15 protein-coding genes and 1 pseudogene are annotated in these 16,887 nt (G+C 63.3%); 10 read left to right on the top strand and 6 right to left on the bottom strand.

The window, feature by feature from the left end; translation table 11 throughout:
* The 7 genes from ACVWZA_RS13520 to ACVWZA_RS13490 are packed head-to-tail and all read left to right on the top strand — an operon-like array spanning position 1 to position 7,421.
* Positions 1–1,419 carry an O-antigen ligase family protein gene (locus ACVWZA_RS13520; protein WP_457311874.1) on the top strand — a complete coding sequence of 473 codons (1,419 nt, stop codon included), beginning with the start codon at positions 1–3 and terminating at the stop codon, positions 1,417–1,419.
* The gene (locus ACVWZA_RS13515) at positions 1,412–2,341 is read left to right on the top strand and encodes a glycosyltransferase (protein ID WP_457311755.1); all 930 of its coding nucleotides are present in this window, start codon (positions 1,412–1,414) and stop codon (positions 2,339–2,341) included. Before ACVWZA_RS13520 ends, ACVWZA_RS13515 begins: the two co-directional genes overlap by 8 nt.
* A complete protein-coding gene (locus ACVWZA_RS13510) occupies positions 2,338–3,294 on the top strand; it encodes a glycosyltransferase family 2 protein (protein WP_457311754.1) in 957 nt (318 codons plus the stop codon). Before ACVWZA_RS13515 ends, ACVWZA_RS13510 begins: the two co-directional genes overlap by 4 nt.
* A complete protein-coding gene (locus ACVWZA_RS13505; RefSeq protein ID WP_457311753.1) occupies positions 3,291–4,256 on the top strand; it encodes a glycosyltransferase family 2 protein in 966 nt (321 codons plus the stop codon). Before ACVWZA_RS13510 ends, ACVWZA_RS13505 begins: the two co-directional genes overlap by 4 nt.
* Positions 4,257–4,306: 50 nt before the next feature.
* Positions 4,307–5,398 carry an endo-1,4-beta-xylanase gene (locus ACVWZA_RS13500; protein ID WP_457311752.1) on the top strand — a complete coding sequence of 364 codons (1,092 nt, stop codon included), beginning with the start codon at positions 4,307–4,309 and terminating at the stop codon, positions 5,396–5,398.
* On the top strand, positions 5,395–6,480 hold the full coding sequence (locus tag ACVWZA_RS13495) for an acyltransferase family protein (protein WP_457311751.1): 1,086 nt from the start codon (positions 5,395–5,397) through the stop codon (positions 6,478–6,480). Before ACVWZA_RS13500 ends, ACVWZA_RS13495 begins: the two co-directional genes overlap by 4 nt.
* Positions 6,477–7,421, top strand: a complete 945-nt coding sequence (locus tag ACVWZA_RS13490; RefSeq protein WP_457311750.1) for a glycosyltransferase family 2 protein — start codon at positions 6,477–6,479, stop codon at positions 7,419–7,421. The genes ACVWZA_RS13495 and ACVWZA_RS13490 overlap by 4 nt, the downstream gene beginning before the upstream one ends.
* Here the strand turns inward: ACVWZA_RS13490 and ACVWZA_RS13485 are convergent.
* From ACVWZA_RS13485 to galU, 3 genes and pseudogenes are all read right to left on the bottom strand, one after another.
* Entirely contained in the window at positions 7,406–8,809 is a 1,404-nt protein-coding gene (locus ACVWZA_RS13485) for a glycoside hydrolase family 16 protein (RefSeq protein ID WP_457311749.1), read from the bottom strand. The two genes, ACVWZA_RS13490 and ACVWZA_RS13485, sit on opposite strands and share 16 nt — an antisense overlap.
* A gap of 132 nt (positions 8,810–8,941) precedes the next feature.
* Positions 8,942–10,285 carry a UDP-glucose dehydrogenase family protein gene (locus ACVWZA_RS13480; protein WP_457311748.1) on the bottom strand — a complete coding sequence of 448 codons (1,344 nt, stop codon included), beginning with the start codon at positions 10,283–10,285 and terminating at the stop codon, positions 8,942–8,944.
* 115 nt (positions 10,286–10,400) lie between these two features.
* A pseudogene (gene galU / locus ACVWZA_RS13475) lies at positions 10,401–11,258 on the bottom strand (UTP--glucose-1-phosphate uridylyltransferase GalU); the annotation flags it as partial.
* A gap of 662 nt (positions 11,259–11,920) precedes the next feature.
* Here galU and ACVWZA_RS13470 point away from each other — a divergent pair.
* From ACVWZA_RS13470 to ACVWZA_RS13460, 3 genes are all read left to right on the top strand, one after another.
* Positions 11,921–12,742, top strand: coding sequence for a hypothetical protein (locus ACVWZA_RS13470; RefSeq protein ID WP_457311747.1), 822 nt, complete (start codon positions 11,921–11,923; stop codon positions 12,740–12,742).
* Positions 12,743–12,803: 61 nt separating this feature from the next.
* Positions 12,804–13,283, top strand: a complete 480-nt coding sequence (locus ACVWZA_RS13465) for a hypothetical protein (RefSeq protein WP_457311746.1) — start codon at positions 12,804–12,806, stop codon at positions 13,281–13,283.
* A 62-nt stretch (positions 13,284–13,345) separates the two neighbouring features.
* Positions 13,346–13,738 (top strand): hypothetical protein, encoded by a 393-nt coding sequence (locus tag ACVWZA_RS13460; RefSeq protein ID WP_457311745.1) that lies wholly within the window; start codon positions 13,346–13,348, stop codon positions 13,736–13,738.
* Between the two features lie 252 nt (positions 13,739–13,990).
* On the opposite strand, the gene ACVWZA_RS13455 is transcribed toward ACVWZA_RS13460, so the two are convergent.
* The 3 genes from ACVWZA_RS13455 to ACVWZA_RS13445 all read right to left on the bottom strand — a co-directional run bounded on the left by ACVWZA_RS13455 (position 13,991) and on the right by ACVWZA_RS13445 (position 16,848).
* A complete protein-coding gene (locus ACVWZA_RS13455; RefSeq protein ID WP_457311744.1) occupies positions 13,991–15,340 on the bottom strand; it encodes a phage tail tip lysozyme in 1,350 nt (449 codons plus the stop codon).
* Between the two features lie 71 nt (positions 15,341–15,411).
* Positions 15,412–16,263 (bottom strand): hypothetical protein, encoded by an 852-nt coding sequence (locus ACVWZA_RS13450; RefSeq protein ID WP_457311743.1) that lies wholly within the window; start codon positions 16,261–16,263, stop codon positions 15,412–15,414.
* 75 nt (positions 16,264–16,338) lie between these two features.
* Entirely contained in the window at positions 16,339–16,848 is a 510-nt protein-coding gene (locus tag ACVWZA_RS13445) for a hypothetical protein (protein ID WP_457311742.1), read from the bottom strand.
* Positions 16,849–16,887: the final 39 nt, after the last annotated feature.

Genomic DNA, 16,887 nt, shown 5'->3' with positions numbered 1-16,887 from the left:
ATCGCGCACTGGCATCGGCGGATCGAAAGCTTCGGCGACGAAGCGAAGTCGACGCCTGACGATGCGCGGCTTCTGATTCCGATCGCCCAGGCATTCTACTTTCTCTTCCTGATGATGATTTTCATCGGTCAGCAGCCGTTTTCCTCGCGCAATCAGGACGAACTGGTGGCGATGGCGGCAAACACCGACGGGTCGGATTTCTACAAACAGGCATTCTTTATCGGGTTCGCGCTGATCCTAACGTCGCTGCAGTTGGTGCGGCGCTATCCGTCGCAATATCGGTTCACCTATTGGCCGCTGCTGGTGATGCTCGCGTGGTTCCTGATTACCTGTAGCTGGGGCGTCGACCCGTTCGTGTCGTTCAAGCGCACGATGCAGCAGCTTATCGTGATCTACATCACCTTTTCCTCAATGGTCCTGATAGGCCCCGACCGCCTCTATCGCGTGCTGCGCACGGCGCTCATCGCGTGCCTTTTGATCTGCTGGATCTCGCTGCCACTGACCTCGGCGGCGGTGCATCCGCCGAGCGAGAGCGACCGGGCATTGGTCGGCGCCTGGCGCGGCTTTTTCTTCCACAAGAATATTGCCGGCGCAGTAATGGCGCTGACTTTCGTCGTAACGGCGCATGCCTATTTCGACACGCGCAAATGGCGGTTCGCGCTGTTCGCCCTACTGGCGTTCGTCTTCGTGATCGGCACCAAGAGCAAAACCTCGCTTGCCCTGTGCTTTGTCATCCTGCTGGTCAGTTCGATCTACCGGCTGATGAGCGACACCATCCCGAAACGTGCGATCCTGTTGCTACTGCTGGGCCTCGGCATGATTGGATTCCTCGCGCTCTATATCGCCTATCAGCCGGCGATCGAGCGACTGTTCGCCGATCCGACTTCATTTACCGGCCGCGTGTCGATCTGGGAGGTCGATTTCGCCTATCTCCGTGCGCACCCCTATCTTGGCTCGGGATTCGGCGGTTTCTGGCAGGTCGGCGACCTGTCGCCCGCGCGCCTATATATGAATCAGGCGTTCCAGATGCTGACCGCCCATTCTCACAATGGCTATCTGGAGATTCTCGTTACGACCGGTCCGCTGGGTCTCGGCATGCTACTCGTCTCGTTCGTCATTCTGCCTGCATGGTGGTTCATGACCGGTGCGACGGCGGCAAACCGTACCCTGATGGCGACGTCGTTCGCGATCTGGAGCTTCGTGCTTTACCAGAACATGCTGGAAACATCCTTCTTCGACAAGGATCGCCAGGTCTGGGTGATCTTCCTGGCAACGCTCGCAATCGCGCATGCGTCGTTCAAGGCCGCGGATCGACCGGTGTGGCGACGCCGCTTTGCGTCGGAAAAAATGCCGACGCCAAGCTCGAGCGTCTCCGGTCGCCGACCTGCCTTCGCTAACTCTGGAGCAGTGCATGGCTGAAATCGCGATCTGCATTGCCACGTGCAAGCGCCCGGCAGGGCTACGAAGAACGCTGGAGTCGCTTGCCATTCTGCGAACGGCACACGGCATCAGGATCATCGTCGCCGACAATGACGGCGAAAAGCAGCAGGGCCTTGCCACGGTGGAGGCAATGGCCTCCCAGGGATATCGTTGGCCTATCATTGCCATGGTCGTCAGAGAACGCGGTATTCCCCAAGTGCGCAACGCGTTGGTGGAACAAGCATTGACGTTGCCCGATCTCGACGCGGTGGTGATGCTCGATGATGACGAGGCCGCTTCACCGGACTGGCTCGACGCACTGATCGCTTGCCAGAGCGATACCGGCGCGGATGTAGTAGGCGGTGCTGTCTTGCGGGAGATGGACGGCGATGTCGCTGGCTGGGCCGCGCGTCACCCTTTGCTCCAGCCCAAGTCACGCGGAGCGTCAGGGCCGGTGGCGCTGATAGACAGTACCGCCAATGTGCTGATCCAGGCCGCAGCGCTCCGGACGATGGGGGATCGGCCGTTCGACGAGCGCATGGCTCTGACGGGCGGCTCCGACAAACAGCTCTTCACGCGCATGCAACGTGCCGGCTACAGCTTCGGCTGGTCCGAAGAGGCGGTGGTAACCGAGCTGATCCCGGCGAGCAGGGTCAGCGCGCAATGGTTGCTGATGCGCGGTTATCGCGTGGGCATGACCGATATGCGCATCGCGATCTACCATAGCAGCCGCGTTCGTGCCCTGGTGATGGAAGCGCCACGCATATTGGCCGGCCTTCTGATCGGCACGGCAGGTGCCGCGTTGTCGTTCGACCACGGCACGCGGGTCCAGCGACTGGGGAAACTCTACCGGGCCGCCGGCAAGATCGCGGCCGTCGCAGGGGTACGTTACGAGGAATATCGCAAGGTGCATGGCGCATGATCCCGAAAGACTCCGCATCGACGCCGATACCGACATTTTCGGTGGTGATCCCGCTCTACAACCGAGCGGCTATGATTACGCATACCATCGACTCGGTGCTCGCGCAGGATTTCAACGATTTCGAGATCATCGTGGTCGATGACGGCTCGAAAGATAATCCCGAACCAGTCATCGCCGCGATCGGGGATTCTCGCATCCGCTATGTCCATCAAGACAATGCTGGAGGCGGTGCCGCGCGCAACCGCGGGATCGAGGCGGCACGCGGTCGCTATATCGCCTTTCTCGATTCCGATGATCAGTTCCTGCCGGGCAAGCTCTCGATCATGGCGGCCGCGCTGCCTGACGATGGGGTGACGGTGCTCTATTCGCAGATGCGGGTGGATCGCGGCGTGAACCGCTACTGGATTCGACCGGAACGCGGCATTCGCGAAGATGAGGATGTCGGCGAATATCTCTTCTGCGCCAACCAGTTCATGCAGACATCGACGATGGTGGTGCCGACATTGCTGGCGCAGCGGGTCCGCTTCGATCCGGCGTTGAAGAAGGGGCAGGATCTTGATTTCAGCGTGCGCCTGCAGGTTGCGGGCGCGCGTTTCGAGATGATCGAACAGGCACTGACCATCTGGCTGGATTCGAGTGAAGTCGGTCGGACTTCCTACGTCAAAGGTTATGAGACGTCGCTCGACTGGCTCGAACGGTGCGGACATATGCTGACCGCCAGGGCGCGGCACGGCTATGGGGCGACGGTTCTCGCCTATCACATGGCGCCGGTCCATCCGCTCGGCACCATGCGCGAGCTGTTTCTCGGCTGGTCGCGCGGCGGCGTGCCGCCTCGCGTAGTGGCGCGCCAGGTCTTGCGTTCTTTCCTGCCAAAGGCGTTATACCGGTCGCTCGTCAACGGTTTCGTGCTACGGTTCGGCAGGGCCGAGCCGGTCGGCGGTGTGCGCAAATGACGGCGTCGTTGCCAGCAGGCGCCGGCATATCCGATACGGCGGACGCGCCGGTGTTTTCGGTCGTCATTCCCACCTATCAGCGCCGCGATGCGGTCGTGATGGCAGCGCGTTCGGCGCTCGGCCAGACGATCGCCGAAATCGAAGTGATTGTCGTCGATGACGGGTCCACGGACGGCACGGCCGAAGCGCTAGCGGCCCTGGCCGATCCGAGATTACGCACGATCGTGCAGCCCAATATGGGCGCTGCGGCAGCCCGCAATGTCGGCGTTGCGCATGCCCGCGGGCGCTTCATCGCGCTCCTCGATTCCGACGACCAGTTCCTGCCCGATCATCTTGCGGATCTGTTACCACTGGTCGTTCTGGGTGACGACGTCGTCGCCTATGGCCAGGTCGTGGTCGACCGAGGCTATGGCCGCCAGTTCATCAAGCCTTACCGCGCGATCGGTGTCGACGAACCGGTCGATCGTTATCTCATGTGCGATCGCGGCTTCATTCAGACCAGCAGCGTCGCGCTGAGCCGCGACCTTGCCGCACGCGTCCGCTACCGGGAGGATGTGCGGTTCGGCGACGATACCGATTTCGCGGTGCGCCTGTCACTCGCCGGCGCGCGTTTTCTGATGGCGCCACGCCCCGGCACGATCTGGGCCGATCGCCGCACCGATGACCGGTTGTCGCAGGTGCGCACCGGCATCGGCAGCCTTTCCTGGCTCAAGGACCTGAAGCCGCACATCTCCGCTCACGCCTTTTCTGCGTATATGGGCTGGCACGCCGCCAAGAGCGCCTGGCCGACAGACCGGCGTCGGGCAATGCGCTATTATCTCTCGGCTGTGCGCCACGGCGCGTTCCGTCCGCGCATGGCTGCGATCGTGCTGCTGCAAATCGTCATTCCCGACCGCTTCTATCGCGGTGCCGCCAATCGCTGGATCGCGCTTGCAAATCTGTTCGGGGGATATCGGGTTTGAACCGTCGTGGTTTCCTCGCCGGCGTCGCAGCAACGTGGCCGACGATTGCGATGGCTCAAAAAGGGTCAAGTGCGGGCCTTGCCCTGCGCGCCCGGCGAAGTGGCCGTTCCTTTGGTTGTGCGATCAAATCGAGCCAACTCACCAAGGACCCGGCGTTCATCGCTGCGGTGGTTCGTGAATCCAGCGTCGTGGTGCAGGATTATGAGTTGAAGCGCTACGTTACCCAGCCCGCCCCTGGTCGTTTCGATTTTACAGGCGCCGACAAGATCGTCGATTTCGCAATGCGGCACGGCATTGCGGCACGCGGGCATACGCTGGCCTGGTATGCCGCCAATCCGCCCTGGCTCGAAGGCGCGTTGCGCAACGCGCCACTGCGCGGACGGGTCGCGCTGCTCAACGATTACATCACGGTCGCGATGCGGCGCTATGTCGGGCGGATCGGCGAATGGGACGTGGTCAACGAAGCGATCGAACCCAGTCAAGGTCGCGCCGACGGCATGCGCGACAAGAGCGTCTGGCTGCAGACGATGGGCGAACGCTATATCGACGTCGCATTTCGCACCGCGCGCCGGGCCGACCCCAAGGCACGGCTGTTTCTGACCGATTTCGGTCTGGAACATAATTCGCGCCGCTGCGAACAACGTCGCAATGCCATATTGCGCCTGCTCGATCGCCTGACCACGCGTCAGGTGCCGATCGATGCGCTCGGCATCCAGGGTCATCTCAAACCCTATCGCGAGGGATTCGATCAGCGCGTGTTCGCGGATTTCCTCGAGCGCGTGCGCGGGTTCGGCCTGCGCATTGCGATCACCGAATTCGATATCGCCGATCGCGGCGGTCCGCCCGACATCGCCAAGCGCGACGCGGAGGTCGCCGCCGTCGGACGCGCCTTTCTCGACGTGGCGCTGGCCTGTCCGGCGGTCGATTCGGTACTAACCTGGGGCCTGTCCGATCGCTATTCCTGGCTGTCGACGTACCCCGATTATCGCTGGGCCGACGGGCAGCCGTCGCGCGGCCTGCCGCTCGACACGAACCTGCGCCGCAAACCCTTGTGGTCGGCGATGGCGGCGTCGTTCGATGGCGCCCCTGCGCGCCGCATGAGCGCCGATGCGACCTTATCGAACGGGAGCTTTTTTGCATGAGGATCTCGTCGCTCACCGGTCTGCGCGGCGTCGCCGCAGTCGCGGTGATGCTCTATCACATCTCGCATAACCCGACCTTTGCGACATTCGAATTGCCGCTCTTCTCTCGTGCCTATCTGTGCGTCGACTTGTTTTTCGTGCTCAGCGGCTTCGTCATATCGATCGGTTATTACGAGCGCGTCGTGGAGCATTTCAGCCGGGCGAGTTACGGCGATTTCCTGATCAACCGGGTGGCACGGGTCTGGCCGTTGCACCTGGTCGTCGCGCTGGTGTTCATGCTCCGTATCCTGCTCAACGTCTCGGGCGAGCAGCCCGTGCCGCTGACCACGGCGAATGTCGTCGCAAATGTGCTGATGGTCCAGACCTGGGGTTGGGGAACCCAGGCACTGGCCGGCAACAGCTGGTCGGTCAGTACCGAGCTGGTTGCCTATCTGTCCTTTCCACTCATCGCGATCATGGCCTTTTCCCGCTGGGTATGGGTGCAGGCGGCGATCGCCGTCGCGCTGCTGCTGCTCGTGGCGAATTCGGGGCTCGGGTCGCGCGGGCCGCTCGACGTCAACGATGCCGACACCATCCTGCCCGTGCTGCGCTGTATCGCCGGTTTCGCGCTCGGCGTGATCGCCTATCGTGTTGCCCGGCGCGACTGGTGCAGGCGGTGGATGGGCAGCGGTGGCAGCGTCGAGATCAGCTGCGCCGCGATCGCGCTCGCGCTGTTCATCCCGGGTGGCGATGTCACCGTGGTGCTGCTGTTCCCGTTGCTGGTGATCGCCTGTTCCTACGATGGCCGGACCGCGCGCCTGATCATGGCCAATCCGGTCAGCTTCCACCTCGGCGTGATCAGCTATTCGATCTATCTGTGGCATCCGCTGGTGCGCGACGTGTTCGCGCGGATCACCAGCATTGCGCATCGCCATGGCGTGAATCACTGGGATGCGTTGTTCGTCGTCGCGATGCTGCTGGCGACCTGGCTGATCAGCTGGGCAAGCTACCATCTGATCGAGGTTCGTGGACACCGGCTGATCAAATGGCTGCAGCACGCCGCCGTACGCCGCACACCCGCGCCCCGCGCGGCACGCCAATGACCACCACGATCATCGGGATACCGACCTTCCGTCGGCCAGAACGCCTGCGCCAGCTGCTGACGTCTCTGGCCCGGATGAAGGCAATCGACGACACGTCGATCCTGATTGCCGACAACGATCCCGCCGGGCGCGCCGGCGCGACGCTGGCGGAGGCGATGCGCGCCGGCGGCTATCCTCTGCCGATCCAAATCATCGCGGTTGCCGAACCCGGCGTGTGCGCGGTGCGCAATGCGATCCTCGACGCCGCGCTGGCGCATCCCGACATGCGTTGCCTGGCGATGATCGACGACGACGAATGGCCGGAGGCCGAATGGCTCGGCGAATTGCTCGCGGTGCAGCGCCGCACCGGCGCCGATGTGGTCGGCGGCCCGGTCTATCCCTATTTCGCCGATCGCCGGCCGGGCTGGTTCAGGGAGACGCTCATCTTCCGTCCGGAAAATCGCGCCGAGGGTGCGACCGGCATGCTCTGGGCAAGCAACAATTTGCTGGTCATGCGCCGTGCGCTCGATCGGCTCGACCGGCCATGGTTCGACCCGCGCTTCGGCAGCAGCGGCGGAGAGGATCTCGATTTCCTGACCCGCCTTCACCGGATCGGCTGTCGCTTCGCGTGGGCGCCAGCCGCGCGCGTAGCGGAATGGGTTCCGGCGGATCGCGCCAGGCTCGGCTGGGTGATGCGCCGGATGTGGCGGATCGGCATCACCGACACGATGGTTCAGCGCAAGCAGGCGGTCGGCGCGGGGTCGGGTGCCGCCCTGGCCGGTCGCGCGGTGGCGATCCTTGCGGCGCGCACCGTCGCGCTGCCTCTGATCCTGTGGCCCGGTGCACGACGCGTCGATGTTGCCGGGCAATGGGTCAAATCATGCGCGCGGATCTATGCGCTCGCCGGCGGCAGCAACGCCAGCTATGGCAGGCGCGCGGACCCGGTTCACGGCGAAACATAGGTGCGGAACCGGCTGACGACCATATCGCCGGTGCCGTCGGTATAGGCGCTGTCGGTTTTCACCGCGACATCCATGATCGGATACCAGCGGAACCCCTGGAACGGGTTGACGCTCTGATAGGTCTCCGTGCCATCGACAAACCAGGTAATGTAGTCGCGCTGGATATCGATCGCATAGCTATGGAACCCCTGGGTGAATCCGCTCAGGCCGTAAGCCTGTTCGGCCTGGATGTTGGTGCCGCGCTGGAACGAGCGCACGCCATTGCTGCCGCCATGGATCGTCGCCGAGATATGGCGGTCAAAATCCCAATAGCTCTGATAACCGAAACCCTCATAGACATCGATTTCTGGCGGCCAGCCCGACGTGGCGACCAGCCATAAGGCTGGCCATGACCCGCGCCGCGTGGGCATTTTCGCGATCCATTCATACTGGCCATAGCCAATCTGCGCGGCGACGAGATTGCGCGCGTTGAGCACGATCGAGCCGTATTTGTAGCTCACCCCGCCATAGCTGATCGGATTGGGGAGCACCTGGCTGTGCATCACCAGTCCCTGATCGGTATAACGCAGCGGTGCTTCGATGCCGGAATAGATCCAGCCATCGACATAGAGGCCGGTTTCGCCGTTAGCGGTCTGCGTGCGGCCGAACGGGAACGAGGTCGACCACATGTTGGTGCCGCCCTGATCCGACCATTTCGTGCTTCCCTTGACCATGTCGTACTGGAGGCTCCCGGTCGCGGCATAGTTCCGTGGCGCGCGGAAGGGGCCGATCTCCGGTGTGGTCGCAGCTTGGTCGCTGGCGGCGGTGATGGTCGCGGTCGCGGTACCCTGGCTGGCACCCCAAGGCGCCTCGCGCAGCTTGGTCGAGAATTGCTGGCCGTTCGCTGCTGACAGGATCGGCACCGCGACCGTGCGGCGCAGCGGATCGCCGGGACGGAAGATCACCACGGTGTCGACGGTGGTGTAGTTCTTGCCCGAGATCAGCCGCGTCGTGTCGGTGCCGTTGACCGTGATGACGCGGGCGATGACTGTGTTGGGAGTCTCGCGATCGAGCGTGACCGGTATATAGGCCATGCTTGCGCCCGGTTTAAAGGTAGCAACGCCGAGCGAAAGCGACGCCTTGTCGGGTAGCCTGGTGCCATTAGCGTAGTCGAAACCGGCAAGGGTCGCCGCAGACGGCATCAGGCGCGAGACCGGCGGGGCACCTGCCAACGCGGTGGCGTTGTCCTTCGGCATTGCGCCCGCCGCCGCCACGGTCGACATCGCGCCTGCCGCCACCACGGTCACTGGGGCGGGCGATTGGGCCGACGAGTCCGAATCGACGCGGCACGCGGCGAGCGAGCAAAGGATCATCGCGGCCGAAATCGGACGTGTATAGCCTGCAAACATGGAAACCCCCCGAATACCTGATGGGTTACATGTCGCATTGGAAGGTAAACAAACGAATTACGTCAGCCGGGTATTGCAGCAAGCCGAGTCAATTCAAAGTAAATCGTTGCAACTGTGCAACAATTACCAAATTCACTCCGCCGCGATACTCAGCGGCTCTTCCTTAAGCGCCCCGGGCCGACCGATGCTTACATAGCTGAAACCGGCACGCTCGGCGACCTCCGGGCGATAAATGTTGCGCAGATCGACCAAAGCATCGCCAGCCATCTCCGCCCGCAACCGATCGAGATCGAGCGCGCGGAACGCGTCCCATTCGGTAACGATCACCACTGCGGCAGCGTTCTCGGCCGTGGCATAAGGCGATGTGACGAATTCCACGTCGCGCAACATCACGCGGGCCGCCGCCATGCCTTCCGGATCGAACGCGCGGATCGCCGCACCGGCATCCTGCAGCGCCTGAATGATCGACAGCGATGGCGCGTCGCGCATGTCATCGGTATTCGGTTTGAAGGTCAGGCCGAGGATACCGATCGTCTTGCCGCGTACCGACCCGCCACAGGCCGTGATCACCTTGCGCGCCATCGCACGCTTGCGCGCTTCGTTGACCGCCACGGTCGTCTCGATCAGCCGGATCGGCGTGCCGGCATCTTCGGCGGTCTTGACCAGCGCGAGCGTATCCTTGGGAAAGCAGGAGCCGCCATAACCCGGTCCGGCATGGAGGAACTTGCCGCCGATGCGATTGTCCAGACCGATACCGCGGGCGACCTGCTGCACGTCGGCGCCGACCTGTTCGCACAGTTCGGCGACTTCGTTGATATAGGTGATCTTCATCGCGAGAAATGCGTTCGCGGCGTATTTGATCAGCTCGCTGGTGCGGCGCCCGGTGAACTGGATCGGCGCCTGATTGAGATAGAGCGGCCGATAGACCTCCTCCATCACCGGGCGGGCGCGTTCGTCCTCCAAGCCGATCACAATCCGGTCGGGACGTTTGAAGTCCTCGATCGCCGCGCCCTCGCGCAGGAACTCGGGGTTGGAGACGACGGCGAATTCGGCGTCGGGGTTTACCTCGCGGATGATGCGCTCGACTTCATCACCGGTGCCGACCGGCACGGTCGATTTGGTGACGATGACGGTAAAGCCGTCGAGTACGGCCGCGATCTCGCGCGCCGCGGCATAGACATAGGACAGATCGGCATGACCGTCGCCGCGCCGCGCCGGGGTGCCGACTGCGATGAACACGACATCGGCCTGAGCGACCGGCCCCTTGAGATCGGTGGTAAAGTCGAGCCGTCCGGCGGCGACATTGCGGGCGACGAGTTCATCGAGGCCCGGTTCGTAAATCGGGATTCCGCCTTGCCTGAGCCGGTCGATCTTCGCCTCATCCTTGTCGACGCACACGATCTGATGCCCGAAATCCGCGAAACACGCGCCCGACACCAGTCCGACATAGCCCGATCCGATCATGACGATCCGCATGACGATACTTCCTTATTGCTGAATTGATAGCGAGAGCGCCTCACGCGCGCAGCTGGACCGTGATCACCTCATCGACCAAATGAAGCTCTGGCTCGGCCGAGGAGAGATCGCCGAAGAGTTTCCGCGCGAACGCGCTGACCTGCGGCCCGATATCTGCGCGTTCGAGCGCGAAGGCGAGATTCGCCTGGACATATCCGGCCTTGTCGCCGCAATCATGGCGCTCGCCGTTAAACCGCCATGCATGGAAAGGTTGGCGACCGATCAGTTGCGCCATGGCGTCGGTGAGTTGAATTTCGCCGCCTGCGCCCTTTTCCTGGGTCTCCAATATCTGCATCACCTCGGGTTGGAGAATGTAGCGGCCCGGAATCATCATATTGGATGGAGCGGTGCCGCGTCGCGGCTTCTCGACCAGTCCCCGCACTTCGACCAGTGCGCCATTATCAATTCCCGGATCGACGATACCGTAGCGATCGGTTTCATCGTCCGGCACCTCATAGCCGCAGACGATGTTGCCACCGATCTTTTGATACGCATCGACCATCTGCTTCATGCAACCGGGAGATCCCGCCATCAATTCATCGGCGAGGAAGATCGCGAACGGTTCGTTCCCGACAATATCGCGAGCGCACCAGACAGCATGCCCAAGGCCCATCGGTTCCTGTTGTCGGACGTATGTGACGGCGCCAGGCCTCAGCCGGGTCTGATGGAGCAGATCCATCGACTTGCCGCGCTCGCGCATCGTTGCCTCGAGTTCATAGGCGATGTCAAAATGATCCTCGATCGCCGATTTGCCGCGGCCGGTCACAAAGATCATTTGCTCGATTCCGGCCTCCAGGGCCTCGTCCACGGCATACTGGATCAGCGGCCGGTCGACGACAGGCAGCATTTCCTTTGGCATAGCTTTGGTCGCGGGCAGGAAGCGGGTGCCGAGGCCCCCCACCGGGAAGACGGCTTTGCGCAATGGCTTGATCATGATGGCTCGCCCCTTTTGTTGCATCGCAACATACCGCGTCTGTTGCGATGCGGCAATTTCGATCCACCGTCTCACGACCACGCACCGCCGTGTTAATTTGGAGCGGAGACGGATCATCGATCGGCTGCCTGAAAACCATGGTGCTGCCGACCGCCGAAGAGAAGCGCGTCGGGGCTGCCATACCCGCCGACATGGTCGTTGATAACGCCGTACCAATTACGATGTCGCCCAGCTGGTTTGAACTTATCGCCTCGATTTGGCTTTTCGAATATTCACATTTTGTTCCAGGTTTTTGGTTCCGGCATCTGCTGGTGTATTATTCAGCGTGCAATGGAAGGATGCTAACGGGACTCGCGCTCACATCATAAATGATTGCAATAGAAGTATTTTTTCTCCGCAATCACAGATTGGAGCCCAAACAGGCCCCAAATTATTTAGGACTCGACCCCGCGCCTCGCGGCGATTCCGTCGAATTCGCGGCGACTCCGGTCCTGACCGGCTATTTGGCCGAGCGTGGCCTCACGCCCGAGCAATCGCTGGCTTGGATCCACGATCGCGCGCGCCGATAAGCTCGACGCGGTGAGTAAGGCGGCGGCCTACTCGAAACGATTATAGGCAGGCCTGCCGTCTGGAAGGCATTGTAATCGTTCGGAGGTGATCCCATGGAAGCTGCATCGATTTCGAACGGCTCGACCGTCAATCTCTCGCCGAACGCGGGTTTCGCCGGACAGGCCAACGCTTACACGCGCACCAACCTGGCGACCGATACGGGCGACGAGGGCGCGATGTTGCACGCGCGGCTGGATGCTGGCGCGACATTGTCGCCGGTCGAGCAGGGCACGCTGGCGCGGATCATGGATCGCGCCGGCGGACCGCCGGCGCATGGGCCGGCCGCCAATGACCCGGCCCCCGCCGACAAGGCGGCTAATGACGATGTGAAGACCGTCGACGACTTCAATGTCACCGGCGCCAACGCCCATGACCTGAAGGATCTGAAGGAAACGCTCGCCTATCTCCAGCAGACCGACGCCAAGGGCAATCCGGTTTCGGAAACCGCGACCGAGTTGCTCGACGATTTGCCCGATGGCGCGACGATCCATATCGTCCATGACGGCGGCGACCAATATGACCCGAGCACCGGCGTGATCGACTGGGATCCGCGATCTGGCCTGACCGTGACCGGTGGCGCGGGAACGCAGTCCGCCGCGCTTGGCCTGATCCATGAGATCGATCACGAGGTGAATGGCCTTGCCAACCCGCAGCCGACCGGCGACGGTTATGATAATACCGAAGAGCAGCGCGTGATCCAGGGATCGGAAACGACCATCGCGCACGATCTGCACGAACCGACCCGCACCGATCACAATGGCTCGCTGGAGGTGATGAAATCCTCCACCGACCATAGCGAGGTCGCCCCACCCGACCCGTCGATCATCGCGAAGATCGTGGATCGTGTGAAGGAAATCCTCGACGGCATTTTCTGATGCGAGCTCAACGACATTGGTCTTGCCCGAACGAGCGGCTATCATCCGCCCGATGAAACGGGTGACGATCTTCAGAGTCGCGGCAACCACCGCCGCGCTCGTTGCCGGCATCGGCGCGATCCAGTCGCTGGCGCCGGTTTCCCAGGCGGCGAAAGGAAGAGGCATGTCTCAACATAAGCTGGCCGCGTGCGATGTTAGCGCGGCGACGCTGAACCTGGTCGGCGAGTCGGTAATGACGCGCGCCGCGATCACCGCGGAGACGATCGGCAAGCATTCCACGGCTGTGGAGATCGGCAAGGGCGATCCGCGCCTGGCGAAGCTTAACCAGGTGTTGCGCGGCCTGAAGCTCGAGCCGGCGGCGCTGCCGCGTTTCGAGATGCGCATGTTGCTGCGGATCCAGTGCGCGGATGGCGCGGAGATGACCCTTGCCGGGTCACGCACCGGCCAGGACGGCCGGATCGACCTGAGCATCGATGGCGAGGCGGCGAGCACCCATGAGCCGCTGCGGCGCGAGATCGAGGCGCTTGCGGGTCATGGCTGACCCGAGGCGCCGACACCGGAACGCCATCGCGTAGATCATGCGATGATATCAGGAGAACCGGCATGCTCTGGGAGATCGCGACGATGATTGCCTCCACTGCGGCACAACCCGTTGCGGTCGTCGGCGCCGAACGGACGGCCTTGCTCGATGTCGCGCGCGCGCCGGTCAGCAAGGCGCTGGGCAAACCCGTCCTGTTCCAGGTCGACCGGCTGAACAGGATCGGGGACTGGGTATTCCTGCTGGCACAATTGGCCGATCGCGGCGGCGCGCCGGTCGATTATGCCGGGACGCCCAAGGCCGACGCCGCACGACACGGCATGGTGTCGCGGCGCTATGCGGCATTGATGCGGCGCGAGGGCGATCTATGGGTGGTGGTCGCCGACGCGATCGGCCCGACCGATGTCGCCTGGGCCGATTGGGCGACGCGTTATGACGCGCCGCCCGCCCTGTTTTGATTTAGAGCAAGATGGCGTCCGACTAACCCGCCATGGTCATTTCCGCTTTGGCGGAATCTTCGCAAAACGCCTGCACGAACCTGAGTTTCACCGTCACCCCGGACTTGTTCCAGGCTCCACTGTGCCTCGAAATCAACAGCTTATGATCTTGCGGCTCGGTGGACCCCGGAACAAGTCCGGGTGACGCGAGGTGTTAGGCACAGGCCCCGCAAAGCGGGGATGACGGAGACGAATAGCCTATATCATCCCATTCTAGTGGTTCGCGGCGATCTGTGCCGCGCGGTCTCCCCGACGGGCAGCCTCGCCATTGGTGTCGGCGGGGCGTTCATATTGCCGGGTGACGATCTGCGCCGCGCCGCGCGCGTCGGTCGCGCCACGCAGGGCATTGCCCGCGCCGCTTTCGCTGTGAGTCAGTTCATGTTGCACGAAGCGCAGCTGTTCCGCGAACGACGACCCGCGAATGTCATGACCGGCCCAGGCGGCGAAGTCGCGCTGGCGTGGGCCCTCCCATTGGGCGAGGCCATAGCCCGGTCCGCCGCCGATCTGGTCGATCCCGGGACTCATCCCGCTTTCGGCGTCGAGGTTCGCGACGATGCCGATCGCCTGTGCCTGGCTCCAGCCCTGGCTTTCGAAATAGCCGATCGCCTGATCGATCCGCGCGTTCTGGTCACCGCTGCCGCTTGGCGTTGCGCCGCCCGGTGCCTGAATGCCGCCGGCCGGTGCTGTCCCGTTATTGGTGCCACCGGGCGCACGCAGGATCACGCCGCCATGCTGGAGTGCCCAGCTGAGATTGTTGTGCGAAATTTCCTGGGTGCCGTCGGCGTTGATATTGTTCGACCCGATCATCTTGCCCGGCCCCGACACGATCTCCGTGTGCGACACGCCGCCGCCCTGGATGATGACCACGTCGCCGGGCTTCGCGTCCGATGCCAATACCGGGGTCCAGCCCCGCGCGCGCAGCGTGTCGTTCAGCTGCGCCACCGAATCGGTGTGAAGATTGCCGGGCAGCTGGCCCGCTTCGGTGAGCACCGCGGACACGAAGTTCGCACAGCACACGTCCGGTGGAACATTGGCGTTCATCGGCAGCGTGTCGCCGCGATTGCCCTTCAGAGCCGATGCGTCCTGACCGAGATATTTCTCCGCGATCTGCGCGACATTACCGGTCCCGCCCCCCGGCGAGCCGCCGGGCGTCGCGCCTCCCACGCCACCGGTATTGCCCGTGCTCATGCCAGCACCTGCGGCCGGGATTTCGAGTTGATCGTTGGGATGGATGAGATTGGGATTGGCGATATGGTTGGCGGCCGCGATCGCTTGCCAGCTTACGCCGAACCGCTCGCCGATGGCCGATAACGTATCGCCCGGTTCGACCCGGTAGCTCTCGCCACCCGCGCCACTCGCGCCCGATGGCAAGTTTATGTGCTGACCGGGTCGGATGAGATCCGGATGAACGATCTGCGGATTGGCACGGACCAGCGCGGAAAGCGATACGCCGTTTTCGCGCGCGATCTGCGACAGGTTTTCACCCGTCTTGACGAAATGGCCCTGGTCGCCGGAGGCACCGGGGGCAGTGCGATTGCTCTGGACTGGGTTCACGGCTGGCATCGGATTCGCTCCATCACGTGTTGATGGAAGACATTAGGCGCTCCGCCGCGCGCGGTCGCTAATCGGAACGCTTAGAGAGGGCCGCGCCGCGCGACGCGATAACTCATCTCGGCGCCGAAAACGCGAGTCGCGGCACGCATGTTGACGCCCGACAAGCCGTCTCGGCTCACCGTGTCGAGCGTGCTGAATGCCGCAGCGCCGTGGCGTTTGCTCGCGAATAGCGGCGTGGCCAGCTTCGGCACGACCTCCTGCGCACCCGGCCATGTCGCAAGGCAGGCAAGTCCGACGACCAGCGATCGCAGGTCGGCCGGCGCGATGTCGGCGCGATTGAGGGACGAAATCTTGCGATATTGTTCGGGATAGCCCTGCTCGAAATCGGCAATGGTCGCGGCCTGTTCATCGGCATCGATGCCGGCGGGCGATCGGCAGACCGACGTATCGACCGGCGCGTTACGAGCGACGGCGAGCGAACGATCCCCGCGCCGTCCGGCCAGCATATGCATCGCGCCGTCGGCATAGGCGAAACGTACCAGCGGTTCGCCGGCCCCGTCACCGGCCATCGTCACCTGCAATTGCCCGCCGATGATTGTCCCGCGCGCATTCGTACTGCACGTCCCGAACGGCTCGGTCGGCCGGGGATTGCCATCTCCGCGGGTGACGATGACCACGTAGCGCGTAGGGCAATCCCCCCCACCTTGACCACGCACAAGATAGAAGCGTTCGCCGCCCGCCGGATAGGTGCCGATGATGGCAAGTCGATCGATCAGCTCAGCGCCGAACGGCCGCGATACGATTGTCTTGCCGATCTTCACGGCCTGTTCGCTGCCGGATGTGACTATTGCGGCGTCGCGGGTCTGTGCCGAGGCGAACCCAGGCAAGAATGCTGCTGCGACAAGGAAAGCTGATGCGAGCGGCTTGGGCATGATCATTTCCTTGGGCCGTGACGCGATTAGAATCGCATATCTTCGCATTCGGTTCCGTCGGGGCGTTCCGTCAGGCTATCCGTTCAGCGCGGAAAGATGTGCGGTTGCGGCCTGGAGGCGATTGATCACGCCCTCTACCCCGGAACCGAGGTCGGTGCCGGCCGCGACGTCGAGCGCCGAACGGACGCCCGCAATCTGGCGATCGCCCGATGCGCCGGCGAGGCCGGCGAGCTGAACGACCGATGCGCGCGTGAAATCCTCCAGCGCTCGGTGCAGCTCGCCTTCCTGCGTGGGTGTCGCGCCGGTTGCGCCGGCGATATCGCGCGCCATGCCGCGCACGTCATAGACATCGCCACCGCGGCGAAGCTCGCCTTTGTCGGGCGTGAAGCTGCTGGCGCGGCCCGTCGCATCGGACCATGCGCCGGTGCCGGCCGATGTCATGCGCGCGCTCGCATCCACCCAGGCGAGAACCCGGTGGCCGATCTCGCCGACCGCGCCGGTGGCAAGCGACCTTGCGTCGCTGCCCGTGGCTGCTGCGGTCCCGGCAAGCGGCGAAGATCCGGAAAGGCGATCGATACTCGTCATGATTGCGTCCTACTCCACGAAGCGACGAGATGGGCCTTT

This window comes from Sphingomonas sp. UYAg733, from assembly GCF_054057355.1.
The sequence above is the reverse complement of the archived record's forward strand: the minus strand, read 5'-3'. Positions and strand labels throughout refer to the sequence as shown.

Bases quoted from the DNA above. Each gene is read 5' to 3' on its own strand.
- ACVWZA_RS13480 (WP_457311748.1), bottom strand. From the start codon at position 10,285: ATGCGGATCGTCATGATCGGATCGGGCTATGTCGGACTGGTGTCGGGC.
- ACVWZA_RS13495 (WP_457311751.1), top strand. From the start codon at position 5,395: ATGAGGATCTCGTCGCTCACCGGTCTGCGCGGCGTCGCCGCAGTCGCG.
- ACVWZA_RS13460 (WP_457311745.1), top strand. From the start codon at position 13,346: ATGCTCTGGGAGATCGCGACGATGATTGCCTCCACTGCGGCACAACCC.
- ACVWZA_RS13490 (WP_457311750.1), top strand. From the start codon at position 6,477: ATGACCACCACGATCATCGGGATACCGACCTTCCGTCGGCCAGAACGC.
- ACVWZA_RS13505 (WP_457311753.1), top strand. From the start codon at position 3,291: ATGACGGCGTCGTTGCCAGCAGGCGCCGGCATATCCGATACGGCGGAC.
- ACVWZA_RS13515 (WP_457311755.1), top strand. From the start codon at position 1,412: ATGGCTGAAATCGCGATCTGCATTGCCACGTGCAAGCGCCCGGCAGGG.
- ACVWZA_RS13510 (WP_457311754.1), top strand. From the start codon at position 2,338: ATGATCCCGAAAGACTCCGCATCGACGCCGATACCGACATTTTCGGTG.
- ACVWZA_RS13500 (WP_457311752.1), top strand. From the start codon at position 4,307: ATGGCTCAAAAAGGGTCAAGTGCGGGCCTTGCCCTGCGCGCCCGGCGA.
- ACVWZA_RS13455 (WP_457311744.1), bottom strand. From the start codon at position 15,340: ATGCCAGCCGTGAACCCAGTCCAGAGCAATCGCACTGCCCCCGGTGCC.
- ACVWZA_RS13450 (WP_457311743.1), bottom strand. From the start codon at position 16,263: ATGCCCAAGCCGCTCGCATCAGCTTTCCTTGTCGCAGCAGCATTCTTG.
- ACVWZA_RS13485 (WP_457311749.1), bottom strand. From the start codon at position 8,809: ATGTTTGCAGGCTATACACGTCCGATTTCGGCCGCGATGATCCTTTGC.
- ACVWZA_RS13470 (WP_457311747.1), top strand. From the start codon at position 11,921: ATGGAAGCTGCATCGATTTCGAACGGCTCGACCGTCAATCTCTCGCCG.
- ACVWZA_RS13445 (WP_457311742.1), bottom strand. From the start codon at position 16,848: ATGACGAGTATCGATCGCCTTTCCGGATCTTCGCCGCTTGCCGGGACC.